14 protein-coding genes are annotated in these 13884 nt (G+C 47.4%); 8 read left to right on the top strand and 6 right to left on the bottom strand.

Annotation, left to right across the window (positions count from 1 at the left end; translation table 11 throughout):
• Positions 1–28: 28 nt before the first annotated feature.
• The gene (locus QZT80_RS04020) at positions 29–1441 is read left to right on the top strand and encodes an RNA methyltransferase (protein WP_295118014.1); all 1413 of its coding nucleotides are present in this window, start codon (positions 29–31) and stop codon (positions 1439–1441) included.
• Positions 1442–1493: 52 nt separating this feature from the next.
• Positions 1494–2549, top strand: a complete 1056-nt coding sequence (locus tag QZT80_RS04015) for a LysM peptidoglycan-binding domain-containing protein (protein ID WP_295118011.1) — start codon at positions 1494–1496, stop codon at positions 2547–2549.
• A gap of 66 nt (positions 2550–2615) precedes the next feature.
• On the opposite strand, the gene fmt is transcribed toward QZT80_RS04015, so the two are convergent.
• Both fmt and QZT80_RS04005 read right to left on the bottom strand, forming a co-directional pair.
• Positions 2616–3545 (bottom strand): methionyl-tRNA formyltransferase, encoded by a 930-nt coding sequence (gene fmt, locus QZT80_RS04010; protein ID WP_295118008.1) that lies wholly within the window; start codon positions 3543–3545, stop codon positions 2616–2618.
• A gap of 32 nt (positions 3546–3577) precedes the next feature.
• Positions 3578–4738 (bottom strand): DUF1343 domain-containing protein, encoded by a 1161-nt coding sequence (locus tag QZT80_RS04005; protein ID WP_295118005.1) that lies wholly within the window; start codon positions 4736–4738, stop codon positions 3578–3580.
• A gap of 110 nt (positions 4739–4848) precedes the next feature.
• Between QZT80_RS04005 and QZT80_RS04000 the strand changes: the two genes are divergently transcribed.
• The 4 genes from QZT80_RS04000 to QZT80_RS03985 all read left to right on the top strand — a co-directional run bounded on the left by QZT80_RS04000 (position 4849) and on the right by QZT80_RS03985 (position 7899).
• Positions 4849–5307 (top strand): peptidylprolyl isomerase, encoded by a 459-nt coding sequence (locus QZT80_RS04000; protein WP_367112848.1) that lies wholly within the window; start codon positions 4849–4851, stop codon positions 5305–5307.
• A gap of 80 nt (positions 5308–5387) precedes the next feature.
• Complete coding sequence (gene pepT / locus QZT80_RS03995) at positions 5388–6641, top strand: peptidase T (RefSeq protein ID WP_295118002.1); 1254 nt, start codon at positions 5388–5390, stop codon at positions 6639–6641.
• A gap of 100 nt (positions 6642–6741) precedes the next feature.
• Positions 6742–7461, top strand: a complete 720-nt coding sequence (locus QZT80_RS03990) for a MotA/TolQ/ExbB proton channel family protein (RefSeq protein ID WP_295118000.1) — start codon at positions 6742–6744, stop codon at positions 7459–7461.
• Positions 7462–7491: 30 nt separating this feature from the next.
• On the top strand, positions 7492–7899 hold the full coding sequence (locus tag QZT80_RS03985) for a biopolymer transporter ExbD (protein ID WP_295117997.1): 408 nt from the start codon (positions 7492–7494) through the stop codon (positions 7897–7899).
• A gap of 56 nt (positions 7900–7955) precedes the next feature.
• On the opposite strand, the gene QZT80_RS03980 is transcribed toward QZT80_RS03985, so the two are convergent.
• The 3 genes from QZT80_RS03980 to prmC all read right to left on the bottom strand — a co-directional run bounded on the left by QZT80_RS03980 (position 7956) and on the right by prmC (position 10416).
• Complete coding sequence (locus tag QZT80_RS03980; protein ID WP_295117994.1) at positions 7956–8204, bottom strand: hypothetical protein; 249 nt, start codon at positions 8202–8204, stop codon at positions 7956–7958.
• A 170-nt stretch (positions 8205–8374) separates the two neighbouring features.
• Positions 8375–9496, bottom strand: a complete 1122-nt coding sequence (locus tag QZT80_RS03975) for a TlpA disulfide reductase family protein (protein ID WP_295117991.1) — start codon at positions 9494–9496, stop codon at positions 8375–8377.
• Positions 9497–9564: 68 nt separating this feature from the next.
• On the bottom strand, positions 9565–10416 hold the full coding sequence (gene prmC / locus QZT80_RS03970) for a peptide chain release factor N(5)-glutamine methyltransferase (protein ID WP_295117988.1): 852 nt from the start codon (positions 10414–10416) through the stop codon (positions 9565–9567).
• On the opposite strand from prmC, the gene ribD reads away from it, so the two are divergent.
• Both ribD and QZT80_RS03960 read left to right on the top strand, forming a co-directional pair.
• Entirely contained in the window at positions 10415–11533 is a 1119-nt protein-coding gene (gene ribD, locus QZT80_RS03965; protein WP_295117985.1) for a bifunctional diaminohydroxyphosphoribosylaminopyrimidine deaminase/5-amino-6-(5-phosphoribosylamino)uracil reductase RibD, read from the top strand. The two genes, prmC and ribD, sit on opposite strands and share 2 nt — an antisense overlap.
• A gap of 2 nt (positions 11534–11535) precedes the next feature.
• Complete coding sequence (locus QZT80_RS03960) at positions 11536–12138, top strand: YigZ family protein (protein ID WP_295117983.1); 603 nt, start codon at positions 11536–11538, stop codon at positions 12136–12138.
• Here the strand turns inward: QZT80_RS03960 and QZT80_RS03955 are convergent.
• Entirely contained in the window at positions 12128–13078 is a 951-nt protein-coding gene (locus tag QZT80_RS03955) for a DUF6786 family protein (RefSeq protein ID WP_295117980.1), read from the bottom strand. The genes QZT80_RS03960 and QZT80_RS03955 overlap by 11 nt on opposite strands.
• Between the last annotated feature and the right edge of the window lie 806 nt (positions 13079–13884).

Below are 13884 nucleotides of genomic sequence, written 5' to 3'. Positions count from 1 at the left end.
GGGCCTTATTTTTGCCGGAAAAACAGCTTTGCCCGGATTACCATCTACATTACTGGATTCCCTGCAACAGGCGCCCGGGTTTAACCGCGAGGCGTTTGCGGGGGTACATGAGGAAGCGAATAAACTAACGTCTTTACGCCTTCACCCACAGCGGCTTTCGCCGGCACAACAGCAGGAAGTGCTGGCTGCACTCGCGCCCATTACTGCCGAACGCGTGCCCTGGAACAGTACCGGCTACTATCTGTCCGAACGTCCTTCCTTTACTTTTGACCCCCTTTTTCATGCCGGTGCGTATTACGTGCAGGAAGCCTCATCGATGTTCCTGGAGCATGCGGTGAGATCGGTATGTAATTTGCAACAGTCGTTGCGGGTACTGGATTTATGCGCTGCGCCGGGTGGTAAAAGCACCTTGCTACAATCGCTTATTTCCGCAGAAAGTATACTCGTAGCCAACGAAACGATCCGTGCAAGAGCTGCGCTGCTGGCTGATAATATGACTAAATGGGGAGCTGCCAATGTAGTGGTGAGCAACAACGATCCCCGCGATTTCGCAAGACTGGAGGGCTTTTTCGACCTGATGGTAGTAGATGCGCCCTGCTCCGGTTCTGGTTTATTTCGCCGCGATCCGCACTTGGTGACAGAGTGGAGCCCTGAGAACGTGGAACTTTGCTGCCAGCGCCAGCAACGCATACTGGCCGAGGCCATACCAGCGTTAAAGGAGAACGGTCTGCTTATTTATTCCACCTGCTCTTACTCTCCACAGGAAGATGAAGAGATCATGCAATGGCTGCTGGATAATTTTGAAGTGGAGGGCGTGCCACTGCCCATAGATCCAGCCTGGAACATTGTTACAACGAAAGTTGGCGAAGCGGAAGGGTACAGGTTTTACCCTGATCAGCTAAAAGGCGAAGGCTTTTTCATTACCTGCTTCCGTCAAAAGAGCAACAATGAGTTTGTTCGCAAGCAAAAGGAAAGCCTGCCCCGGCTGGCAAAAAAGGACACGGATAGACTGGCGTCGTGGGTAGAAGCGGCGGAGAACTATGTATACACCGATCACCAGGGCACCGTATTACAGCTTACACCTATGCTGGCGGAAGATTTACCGGTGCTGCAAAAAGCACTCTATATCCGTAAAGCAGGTGTAGCACTCGGACAACTGACGCCGAAAGAACTGATCCCCGATCACCAGTTGGCCTTAAGTATTGCGGTGAACAAATCATTGCCAGGTGTTGAGCTGGATTATGATCAGGCAATCAAATACCTCAGGAAGGAAGATGTAAAACTGGATGATGCCGGTAAAGGATGGACGTTGATGCGTTATAAGGGCATGAACCTGGGCTGGGCGAAAGTGTTGCCGAACCGCATGAATAATTATTATCCAAAGGAGTTGCGGATACTAAAAGCACCTGGTAGCCAGGCGGCTTCCACTGAAGAAGAGTAAAATAAAAATTCATTTATATCACATATATTCGTCCCTTAAAGTATTAGAGATTATGTTAAAGTCAGTCATGTTTGGTGTTTTGGTAACCTGCACTTTAAAGCTGTCCGCACAGGATACGCTGGTGGTGCAGGGGAGTGCGCCTGATCTTCATTTAGTGCATACGGTAAAGAAGGGAGAGAACTTTTACAGTCTGTCAAGAGCGTATGGCCTGCCACCAAAAGAGATTGCCGCAAAAAACAACCTCTCCATGGAGCAGGGTTTGCAGTTGGGGCAACGGGTAAGCATACCGCTGAATAAAACAAACTTTAACCAGGCAAAAGATGTTGCCGCTACTGGTTATCGCCCGGTTTATCACATCGTAACCGAAAAAGAAACGTTATACCGCATCAGCACCAACTATAATAAAGTAGCGATCGATAATATCCGCCAATGGAATAGCTTTTCCGGCGACGGTGTTAAAAAGGATGCTTATCTGGTAGTGGGCTGGATCAAAGGCGCAGGCGGAAGTCCTGTAATAGCGAAAGCTACGCCGGTTGCTCCAAAAACAGAACCGGTGGCAGCACCCGTTGAAACAACACCAGCACCTGTAACACCACCACCTGCTACTACCACTACCACTGCTTCCACTTCAGAAGGCCTACCGCCGGTGCCTATTGTAGGCGATGTGGAGCCGGCGAAAACAACGCCAGCCAAGGTGATCGTGAAAGAAGAAACACCTGTTACAAAACCTGCGGCAACAACAGTAGAAAGTTTCCCCGCTACCAATACTTCTATCACTCCCTCGGCTCCCGACGAATCGTTTGAAAGAACGTACGATCAACAAACAGACGGCGGCAGAGATGTGAATTCTGAAAAAGGCCCTGGCGGCTGGTTTAAAACAAATACACCTAACAAGTACTACGCGCTGCATAAAACCGCACCACGTGGCACCATCGTGAAAGTGACCAATCCGCTGAACGGTAAATCTGTGTACGCAAAAGTGCTGGACGCTATCCCGCAGTCGAAAGGCAATGCAGGACTGATCATTAAACTGAGCAACGGCGCACAGGATGCCCTGGGTATTAACGAGGCCCGCTTCTTCTGTGAACTGCATTACGAAGAACAATAGTCAACAACTATACATGAAAAAGTCCCGCTATGCAGCGGGACTTTTTTTTATCTACCTAAAAGCAGTTTATTGTAACCTGAAGCCCCGTAAGAACTCCTGTATTTTCATGCGCTTTTTACCCTCGAGCTGAATTTCCTCTACTGCAATGTAACCACCACTGGCGGCGAATTTCAGGAAGGTTTTATGGTCGGTGCTTACCAACCCCGGCGTAGCGGAATGTGCCGATAATTCTTTCGTCGCCTTAAATATCTTCAGTGTTTTGCCATTGAGTACAGTCCAGGCAGCAGGGTAGGGACTGAGGCCACGGATAAGGTTATAGATATCCGTTACTGGTTTGTTCCAGTCGATCTTACAATCGTCTTTAAATATCTTGGGTGCGTGTTTGAGCGTACTTTCGTCGAGGTGCGCCTGCGGCGTTTCCTGTATGTTGCCGGCTACCAGTCCTGCAACGGTTTTAACCAGCAAATCTGCACCAGTGGTCATGAGCGCATCGTGCAGTTCACCTGCTGTTTCATCCTCGCGGATAGGCACAGTAGCTGAAAATAAGATATTGCCCGTATCGATGGCATGCTGCAGTTTGAAGGTGCTTACGCCCGATTCCTTTTCGCCATTAATGATAGCCCAGTTAATAGGCGCGGCGCCGCGGTAATTAGGCAGCAATGAGGCGTGTACGTTGATAGTGCCCAGTGGGGGCATGTCCCAAACCGCTACCGGCAGCATACGGAACGCAACAACCACCTGTAAATCCGCTTTCAGTGCGGCCAGGGCTTCCAGGAATTCGGGGTTCTTCAGCTTCTCGGGTTGTAACACATGCAGGCCTTTTGATACCGCATATTGTTTTACCGCGCTTTGCTGCAGTTGCAGGCCACGACCGGCCGGTTTATCGGGTGCTGTAATTACACCAACGATGTTATAACCTTCCTGCACCAGTGCATCCAGCGATGCTACAGCGAAATCGGGTGTACCCATGAAAACGATCTTCAAATCTTTGCTCATCTTATTTTACTTGGACGCCAAATATACCACGATTACTCAAAATCCTTGTACAGCAGGTATTTCTTCCTTGTTTTCTTAAACTTCGAAAGCCCTGGCTCCCAGCTCTGGCGGATCTCTGCTTCGCTTTTGCCAGCTTTGATCTGCGCTTGTAAGGTGCTGTTACCGGCCAGCGTATTAAAGAAGTTAGTGAAGAATTTATCTTTCTGAGGGAATAGCTCGTACGCTTTTATTACCCATTTTAATTGCAGTTTGTTGTCGATCTCCTGTACGGAGTTGGACAGATCATAGCCATAACACAGTTTATCCAGCAGGGGTGGGTTTTTGGCGCCCGGTACGCTGCGGGGTGTAAACTGGTAAAGGTTTTTAGGGAAATCGGGATGACCAAATACCTGGAAAGGTTTATCTGTACCACGACCCAGGCTTACCGGTGTGCCTTCGAAGAAACAGGTGCTGGGATAGAGGTAGATCGATGCCATGTTAGGCAGGTTGGGCGAAGGTTTAACCGGCAGCTCGTAGCGGCTGTTGTGCGTGTAACCCAGGCAGGTAATCACTTTCAGGTTACAGTTACGTTTTTTCTCCAGCCATTTTTCTCCATTCAGCATCTTCGCATATTCACCTACCGTCATGCCATGTACAATGGGAATTTGCTGCATGCCAACGAACGAGCGGAAAGCCGTATCCAGTATGGGGCCATCCACATAATGCCCGTTGGGATTGGGCCTGTCGAGTACGATGAGCAGTTTTTTATTGGCAGCAGCCGATTCCATCAGTTCCTGTAGGGAAGATATGTATGTATAGAAGCGTGCACCAACGTCCTGGATGTCGAAGATGAGTACGTCCACATCTTTCAGGTCGTTCGCATCTGCCTTACGGTGTTTACCATACAGCGATACGATGGTGAGACCGGTGGCGGCATCTTTACTGTTAGCGATCTTTTCACCAGCGTCTGCATTGCCACGAAAGCCGTGCTCAGGGCTGAATATCTTTGTGATCTTTACTTTAAGTTTCAGCAATGAATCTACCAGGTGCGTATTGCCGATCGTGGCCGTTTGGTTCACCAGCAGGGCTACTCTTTTCCCCTGTAGCAGGGGCAGGTATTCCTTTGTTCTGGCTGCTCCTGTGATAATAGACGTGGTTTGGGCCTGTGCGCCGAAGCATAACAGCAGCAAGGCAAAAGCAATGGTTCTCTTCATTTCCTAAAAATGGGAAATATTCGCTATAATCCCAAATCCGGCCCAACAGGCGGCCTTAATACTATTTTTACTTACCTTAGCGCGTATTAATTAACAATTAAATTGATTTTATGCAAGCAGTTAAAAACGGGGATACCGTAAGGGTTCATTATCATGGCAAGCTGACAAACGGTACCACGTTTGACTCATCTGAAGGTCGCGAACCACTGCAGTTCAAGGTAGGCGCCGGCATGGTTATCAAAGGTTTTGATAATGGCGTGATGGAAATGAAAGTAGGTGATAAAAAAACCGTGAATATTCCCGTTACAGACGCATACGGCCCTAAGAACGATGAAATGATCATGGAATTTCCGCTCGCAAATATCCCTTCCGACCTGAACCCTCAGGTAGGTATGGAGCTGCAGATGAGCAACCCACAGGGCCAGGTATTCCCGGTGAAAGTGGCTGCTATCGGTACTGAGTTCATCACACTGGATGCTAACCACCCGCTGGCTGGCGAAGACCTGGTGTTCGACATTGAACTGGTAGAAATTCTGCCTGGTGAGTCTAAGATCATCACCAACTTCTAATCAGATCTCATTTAAAGAAAAATAAAAGGAAGATCAGGCCCGCATAAAGCCTGGTCTTTTTTTTAACAGCAAATCAAGATATGTTCTCAAATTATTCTTTTTCGGTAGCCAAACGCTTTACAGAATATGTGCAGGTAGATACAGAGTCGGACCCATTGAGCAACAGCTTCCCTTCCACGGAGAAACAAAAGAACCTCGCAGGCATACTGGTAGCGGAATTGCAGGATTTAGGCATTACCGATGCGCATATGGACCAATATGGTTATGTATACGCTACCATCCCTTCCAACACTACGCACAACGTACCGGTTATATGCCTCTGCTCGCATATGGACACTTCCAGCGATTGCAGTGGTAAAGGCGTTAAACCGATCGTACACCACAAATACGACGGCAGCGACATCGTGTTACCCGACGATCAAACGCAGGTATTACGCGCATCAGATCACCCTTATCTCAAAGAAAAAATTGGCGACGATATTATTACCGCCAGCGGAACAACGCTGCTGGGGGCCGATAACAAGGCCGGTGTGGCGGAGATCATGGACGCTGCGCAATACCTCATTACCCATCCCGAAATCAAACATGGCGCTATCCGCATCCTGTTTACACCCGACGAGGAAATTGGTCAGGGTGTTAAACATGTAGATATGAAGAAGCTGGGCGCTGCTTTCGGTTATACGATGGATGGTGGCGAACTGGGTTCCCTGGAAGACGAAACCTTTTCTGCAGATGCCGCCAAAATCATTGTGGAAGGAATTTCTACCCATCCGGGTATGGCAAAAGATAAGCTGGTAAGCGCCATTAAGATCGCTTCCGAGATTATCGACAGTTTGCCTAAGAACGCACTGTCGCCCGAAACAACCGGAGACCGGCAGGGTTTTGTACACCCTGTACGTATGTCGGGCGTAGTGGAAAAGGCAGAAATAGACTTCATTGTTCGCGACTTTACCACCGAAAAGCTCCTGGAACACGAGGCCTTCCTGCAAAAACTGATGGATGCCGCTGTGAGTAAGTACCCCGGTGCGAAAGGCACTTTGCAGGTAACGGAGCAGTACCGCAACATGAAAGAAGTGTTGGATAACTACCCGCAGGTAAGCGAATATGCCGCCGAAGCCATCAAACGCACAGGTGTAACGCCGCTTAAAATGAGCATTCGTGGTGGTACCGATGGTTCCCGCTTATCGTTCATGGGCCTGCCTTGTCCTAATATATTTACGGGCGAAATGGCTTTCCACAGCAAGCTGGAATATGTGAGTATCCAGGATATGCAAAAGGCCGTGGAGACCATTGTACACCTGGTGATGATATGGGAAGAAAAGAGCCGTTCATAATATTTTAGGGCGATCGCCGTTTTTAGTTTAGCATTTTATTATTACTTTAATCCCTTGTTGCAGTTGAAATCAATACATTTGCAAGGTTAAAATTTTCTACATGCTATTAGGACTTGTTACGTTTTTACAGGATTCATTGCTCAGCCCTAAGCCGGATACGCTTATAGCAGGAAGCGCAGCAGGCGCTGTTCCTCCAGACCAGCAGATTCACCTGCTGGATATGCTGATGAAAGGTGGTGTGTTGATGATCCCGCTGGGCATCCTCTCGCTGATCGCAGTTTATTTCTTTGTAGAGCGTTTTATTACTATTTCAAAAGCAGGCAAAATTGAAGACAACTTCATGCCTATGATCCGCGACCACATTACCAGTGGTAATATTGCGGCAGCCCGCTCACAGTCAAAGAACACCAACAATCCTATCGCCCGTGTGATCGATAAAGGTATTCAACGTATAGGCAAACCTATCGACAGCATTGAGAAGTCAATGGAAAACGTAGGTAAACTGGAAGTATACAAACTGGAAAAGAACCTGGTAGTACTCTCGATCATTGCAGGCATCGCCCCGATGTTCGGTTTCCTCGGTACCATCGCCGGTATGATCCAGACCTTCTTTAACATCTCTATCACTTCCGACATTACCCTTAGCGCTATTGCCAGCGGTATTTACGTGAAAATGGTGACATCGGCTACAGGGTTGATCATCGGTTTGGCAGCTTACATCGGTTACAGCTACCTGAACGCGCAGATCGATAAGGTGGTGAACAAAATGGAAGCTTCTTCCGCAGAGTTTATCGACATCCTGCAGGAACCTACACGCTAACAATTACAATCAGCACTTAATCATATTTGAATGAATTTAAGGAGGCGAAATAAAAGGCATGTGGAGATGCACAACGGGGCACTGAACGATATCTTGTTCATTCTGCTGTTGTTCTTCCTCATCGTGTCTACACTGGCCAACCCAAATGTGATCAAACTCACATTACCAAAGGCCGCCAGCAACACCAAAGCTAAACAAACCGTGGTGGTGAGCATCGATCAGTCGCGCCAGTTCTATATCGGTACTGGCAAAGTAGATTTTGCACAGCTGAGGGAGGCACTTATTCCGAAACTGGCGAATGCGGATGTAGATAAAACGATCGTGATCAATGCAGAAAAGAGCGTGCCCATCGAAGATATTGTATCGGTAATGGAAATAGCCCGTGAGCTGAATGCCAAAGTGGTATTAGGTACGGCTAAACCCGCAGGTATCAGATAGTTTTTACTTTATGTCAATAAAAAATGCCGGACTGTAAAGTCCGGCATTTTTGTTTATCAGCACTCTGAGTAACCGGCGGAAAAAATGCCGTTTACCGCCTGCAGGGTATCTATCCTTATTTCAGCACCATCACTTAAACGTACCCACTGCTTCCCTTCTTTCTCAAACATCTCTGTAATAAGCCCGTTGGCCCTTGTAATGCCATTATCATCGTACAACACCGAAGTATTCTTCTGCTGTTTGTACAGGTCGAGCAGCAGGTCGTAAAAGCTCCCGCCGGTGGGAATCGTTTCTCTTGTATCCATGATTCTGTAATTAAGTGATACAAAGGTACGTTTTAGGGGCCTACAAAAGGGGGATTCCGTAAAGGAGGCAAAGGTTGCGATGATTGGTTAAACAGGCCATCTCAAACAAAAAAAAGGCCGCTTTGCAATAAAGCGGCCTTCTTCAATCATGTATTAAGTAAAGAGTAATATTATCCTTTGATCAGCTCCGCCAGCTTCTTAGCTAACTCCTCGCCACGCAGGTTTTTACCGATGATCTTTCCTTGTGGATCGATCAGGAAATTCTGTGGGATGGAGCGTACGCCGTAAAGGGCCGCTACTTCGTTATCCCAGAATTTCAGGTCAGAAACATGGCTCCAGGTAAGGCCATCCGCTTCAATTGCTTTCAGCCAGAGGTCTTTGGATTTATCCAGGGAAACGCCGAGGATAGTGAAACCTTTATCTTTGAAATCGTTGTAAGCCTTTACCACGTTAGGGTTTTCAGCGCGGCAAGGACCACACCAGCTAGCCCAGAAGTCAACCAGTACATACTTGCCTTTAAAAGAAGCCAGCGTTACATCGTTACCGTCTGCATCTTTCTGAGAGAAAGGAATGGCATCTTTACCAATACTTGTTTTTTCCGCAACAGCGATGGCTGTGCCCAGCCGTTTGCCGGAGGCAGTTGCTTTTATACGGGGCGTTAATGCGGTATACAAAGGATTGATCTGCTCGAAATCAATGGCAGAACCAGCCAGTCTGGGCAGGTAAACCATGCTCACGTAAGAATCCGGGTGAGATTTAACGAAAGCAGTTTGTTTTTCTTCCACGGCTTTGTAGGCAGCTTCGTAAGCAGGCCTGAGCGCGTTCATTTCGTCCATCTTTTTAGCCTTGGCCAGCTCATTCGCCTGGGCCATGATCTCATTTACTTTTTTGCTGTCGTCCGCAAACGTTTTTTCCGCTGCGAGCCACTCGTTGTGGGCAGTGCCTTTAACTACTGCATTAGAGATAGAATCTTTAACCGTAAGGGCGATTGTACCTGGTTCTACAAATAATTGAAGGTTGTTAACACCTTTGCTGACAGTGGGAGCGGAACCGGGCGTTTTTATGTAAGCGATTACGGGTTTAGGTTCAGCAAATTTTGTATTTAAAGAAAAATTTCCTTTAGTAATCAGTACAGAGTCAATTTTAATAGTAGCCCTGCTTTGCTCCAGTATGTAGAAGTAAGAATTTGCGGGGGCACCTTTTACACTGCCTTTAATGGTAACGTTGATGCTGTCTTGTGCAACAGCGCAGAGGGGAAGCAGCGCGAGGCTGCCGATAATGAGTTTTTTCACCTGGTTGTTTTTGATTGGTTATTGATGACTGTAAAAATAGTGAAAGTGCAGATATGGGTTGTTACCGCTTATCCTTTGGTAGCGCTCACCATCCTGTCCTTCCCAAACAGGTCGGTGCGCAGGGTTACGTTTGTAAAGCCCTGATTTTGCAGCAGTTCCACCACTTCTTTACCCAATGCTTCGTTAATCTCGAAATAGAGTTTGCCCTGTGCAGGCAATTTATTGATAGCCAGCAGGCCTATGTGGCGGTAAAACAGCAGCGGGTCGGTATCGGGTACAAACAGGGCTAACGAAGGTTCGTAATCGATTACCTGCTGCTGCATGCCCGTTTTTTCACTTTGTTTGATATAGGGCGGGTTGCTGACGATGATGTCAAAATCGGGCAGTTCTGCTGTGGCTGTGGCGTCCAGTGCGCTCATCACCGCAAACTGTACGGGTGTTTTCTGACGTGTAGCGTTATTTTGCGCTACAGCCAGCGCATCTTCACTGATATCTATCGCCCAAACCGTGGCTTTGGGCAGGTTTTGAGAGAGAGCAATGGGGATGCAACCGCTGCCCGTACCAATATCCAGGATGCGGGCATGCGGATTATTGTTGTCAGAAAGTATCCATTCCACCAATTCCTCCGTTTCGGGGCGGGGTATCAGCACATGTTCGTTTACCACCAGTTCCATCCCGTAAAACCAGCTTTTACCGATGATGTATTGTACCGGACGGTTGCGCAAAAGTGCTTCAATAGCACTTTGTAAGGCCGAAAACTGCTCCTCATCCAGTTTTTTTTCTTTATAAATGATACGGTCCATTTTACCCAGGCCGGTGATGTGTTCCATGAGCATATGCGCTATGTTCACGGCTTCACGCTCATCGTAAAGCGGTTGTATCGATTGGGTAAGATGGGTAAAAGCAGCTTGAATATTCATGGCTTTATGGAAGATGAAAGGAAAATCGGCGCTGAAACAATATTTTTGCAAACATATCATTTTCAAACGCTTCATGGACGGCACTCACGAAATATTTATGCATCGCTGCCTGCAGCTGGCCAGGCTGGCCAGTGGTTTTACAGCGCCCAACCCAATGGTGGGTGCGGTTTTAGTACATAATGGCAGGGTTATAGGAGAGGGGTTCCACCAGATATATGGGCAGGCGCATGCAGAGGTAAACTGTGTAAACAGCGTAGCCGCCAGCGACCGCCAGCTCATCCCGCAGTCTACTATGTACGTAAGCCTCGAGCCATGTGCGCATCACGGTAAAACGCCGCCCTGCGCCGATCTGATCGTTCGCGAGCAAATACCGCAGGTGGTAATCGGCTGTGTAGATACCTTTTCGGCCGTATCCGGTAAAGGTATAGAGAAGCTGAAAGCCGCGGGTGTAAAGGTGATTACAGGCGTGTTGGAAAAAGAATGCCGCGAACTCAACAAGCGTTTTTTCACGTTTCATGAAAAGAAACGTCCTTATATCATATTGAAGTGGGCGCAGACAGCCGACGGCTTCATCGCCTCGCACACAGGCCCCGTAAGGATATCGGGCGAAGTAAGCGACCGCCTGGTACACCGCTGGCGAAGCGAGGAAATGAGCATCATGGTGGGCACACGCACCGCCATCGTTGATAATCCGAGGCTTAGTAACCGCCTCTGGGGCGGCTTACATCCCATCCGACTGGTGCTGGACCCGCAACTGAAAGTACCGCGCGACCACTTCGTATACGATTACAATGCATTGTCTTTCTTCATTACCGATAAACAAACCCCGGTGCCCGAAAGTATGCAGGCAGTGAGCCTCGACTTTTCCGCGCCATTTCTGCCGCAGCTGATGGAAGCCTTACATGGTCGCCAGGTGCAGAGCGTGCTGGTAGAAGGCGGCGCCAACCTGTTGCAGCAGTTCATCGACGGCGGTTATTGGGACGAAGCACGCATTATTACAGGACAGGCAGTATTGGGTGAGGGCTTACAGGCCCCACAGCTTAAACATGCCATTCTGCACGAAACCATTACACTGGATGGCGATACGGTTGCCACCTATAGTAAGCATCAACAATAAACATGGACGTATTTTACACGATAGAAAAGCCTGGCACGGCAGAGTTCAAAGACAGGGGAAGCAAGTTTCTCGCTTATGCCTACCCTGTTAAGTCGGCCGATGAGGTGAAGGAATGCCTGGCAGAAGTGAAGAAAGAGCACCCCAAAGCCACACACCACTGTTACGCTTACCGCTTAGGTACCGAAGGCACACAGTTTCGCGCAGTAGATGATGGTGAACCTTCCGGTTCGGCCGGTAAACCTATACTGGGGCAAATAGACAGCAAACAGCTTACAGATACGGCGGTGGTAGTAGTGCGTTATTTCGGAGGCACGTTACTGGGCGTTCCCGGTTTGATCAATGCTTACAAAATGGCCGCAGCATTGGTGTTACAGCTCGTGCCTGCCGTACAAAAGAACATCGAGTCTTATTACGACCTTACTTTCGATTACACCATTCTCAACGAAGTAATGATTGTTGTAAAGCAGCAAAACTGCTCGGTTGTATCACAGGAGTTACAGTTGTTTTGCACCATGCGCATCGGTATACCACGCGGCAATGAGGAACTTTGCCTGCTGCGCCTGAAAGATATTTATGGTTTGGAAGTAGCAAAAGTTAAAAAGTAGCCTCCAGTTCTTTCATCGTTATACCGAATACTTTCTTCAGCACTGGTTCCAGGCGTTTAGGTGCTCCGGAAAGGTGGATGGTACGATGGTAGTGTTGTAAACTGCTGCCCGGCTTAAGCTTCGTAAGGGGCGAAGAGGCGCTGAGCATCAAAAAAGAGGAATACGCCGTTCTGATCACCAGGTTATCTGTATATATCGCTTTCCCCTCTGGCATAGTAAACTGTATGATCGTTAATACATCCTGTTGCCCATCATAATACCCGAAATAGTTGCAGGCTTCCGGCACTGTTATGTGGCCCGCCTTTCCGGGGACCACGATGTTAAATCGCTGCCTGGGTTTGTCCGGCAGCAACAACCGGATATCCTGCTCGGAGCGAAAGTATCCGCCGTTTGAAATCACGACCGAATCTACCGGCTGTTCACTTTTATTAGTTACAATGTTCTCCGATTCGAATGCCACGCCTTCCACGCTTTTATGAAGGCTGGTGCCATTGAGATAGTTCGCGATATCGCGGCGGGAGATGAGTGTAATACGCCGTTGCAACAGCAGTTCGCCGACTTTTTTCTCCAGTAACACACTTTGTTTTTGTTGTTGCACTATCGTAAACGCAGTACTATCGCCAGCCAACCAATCCTCGCCGCCTGTTTCCCCATTCCTGTCGATCCAGCCCATATTCAGGCCCTTTTCCGAATCGAAAGTGCTGCCAATTACCTGGCCTCGCCAGGCGGGAGTAATAGCTATAGCGGCTTTGCCGGTACTGTCTTTGAGTATGGTAACGGTTGTTTGCTGGCTAAGCAGTTTCACGTAGTCGGTAAACAGGTGGAGGCTGTCGTTATTGTGCCGCGTAAGATGGCGGTGGGCACGGTGCCTGGTGTCGCTGTTGCATGCCAGCAGCGTAGAAAATAAGAGCAGTAGCGTGTATGATATCAGGTTTTTCAATAAAAAAAGATAAGTTTTTTAATGTTCAAAAATCATGATACGGCCAATTTTTTCCTTGCAGATGTGTCCTGCTTTAATCACAGTAGATGTAAATTTAAATTATAGTGCGTAGAAAACGGCTATCAATTCATTTACATAAGCAGATACCACTTCATCCAATTTTAATGATGAATAACCACGCAGGATTTTATGTAACTAATGACAAAAAGATACTAATAATAGCATAAGATTGGGAAACGCTGGACGTTCGATCACTGCATTATCGATGATTCGCGGCAGTAATGTCTGCAAATGGCCTTGCCGATTCTCGTGATTATTCTTTACATAGTAATATAAATCGCAGGCGTCCAGGTTCGACTGCGAAGCCTTCATTGTCGAAAATAAAATGAATAATCCGGCATTTGCGAACTTACAATGGTAAACGTTTCTGGCTTATGATTCATTTAAAACATAGATAGCACCTCTTTTATTACGACGCAGTTTTGGTGATTTGTATTTTTATCGGTGATATATTATTATATATACACCCTCAGTAATACACTTATGTTTTTTTATCACAATTGGGCAATTGTCAGGAACAATATGGTAATTTTAAAAAAAATGAGTGATTGTTATGAGATTTAACAAATAATTATCGATCTTTAAGTCCGAAGTCAGAGGGATAGCGCATTTATTCACACGGTCTGAAACAGTGAAATTTTATTAGCAAGCGAGGAAAAAACTTCAATAGTGTCTGCGAAATACAACTTTAATATAATTACCAATTTCAAATCAGAGAAGTGTTAAATCTTTTTTTTATGCGACAA

The sequence above is a fragment of the uncultured Chitinophaga sp. genome (assembly GCF_902168175.1).
Classification (GTDB): Bacteria; Bacteroidota; Bacteroidia; order Chitinophagales; family Chitinophagaceae; genus Chitinophaga.
This window is presented reverse-complemented; position numbering and strand designations above follow the sequence as displayed.

Excerpts from the sequence above, each read along its gene's own strand:
- QZT80_RS03960 (WP_295117983.1), top strand. The coding sequence starts at position 11,536 with ATGGACGTATTTTACACGATAGAAAAGCCTGGCACGGCAGAGTTCAAA.
- pepT (WP_295118002.1), top strand. The coding sequence starts at position 5,388 with ATGTTCTCAAATTATTCTTTTTCGGTAGCCAAACGCTTTACAGAATAT.
- QZT80_RS04000 (WP_367112848.1), top strand. The coding sequence starts at position 4,849 with ATGCAAGCAGTTAAAAACGGGGATACCGTAAGGGTTCATTATCATGGC.
- QZT80_RS04015 (WP_295118011.1), top strand. The coding sequence starts at position 1,494 with ATGTTAAAGTCAGTCATGTTTGGTGTTTTGGTAACCTGCACTTTAAAG.
- QZT80_RS04005 (WP_295118005.1), bottom strand. The coding sequence starts at position 4,738 with ATGAAGAGAACCATTGCTTTTGCCTTGCTGCTGTTATGCTTCGGCGCA.
- QZT80_RS03990 (WP_295118000.1), top strand. The coding sequence starts at position 6,742 with ATGCTATTAGGACTTGTTACGTTTTTACAGGATTCATTGCTCAGCCCT.
- QZT80_RS03980 (WP_295117994.1), bottom strand. The coding sequence starts at position 8,204 with ATGGATACAAGAGAAACGATTCCCACCGGCGGGAGCTTTTACGACCTG.
- QZT80_RS03985 (WP_295117997.1), top strand. The coding sequence starts at position 7,492 with ATGAATTTAAGGAGGCGAAATAAAAGGCATGTGGAGATGCACAACGGG.
- prmC (WP_295117988.1), bottom strand. The coding sequence starts at position 10,416 with ATGAATATTCAAGCTGCTTTTACCCATCTTACCCAATCGATACAACCG.
- ribD (WP_295117985.1), top strand. The coding sequence starts at position 10,415 with ATGGCTTTATGGAAGATGAAAGGAAAATCGGCGCTGAAACAATATTTT.
- fmt (WP_295118008.1), bottom strand. The coding sequence starts at position 3,545 with ATGAGCAAAGATTTGAAGATCGTTTTCATGGGTACACCCGATTTCGCT.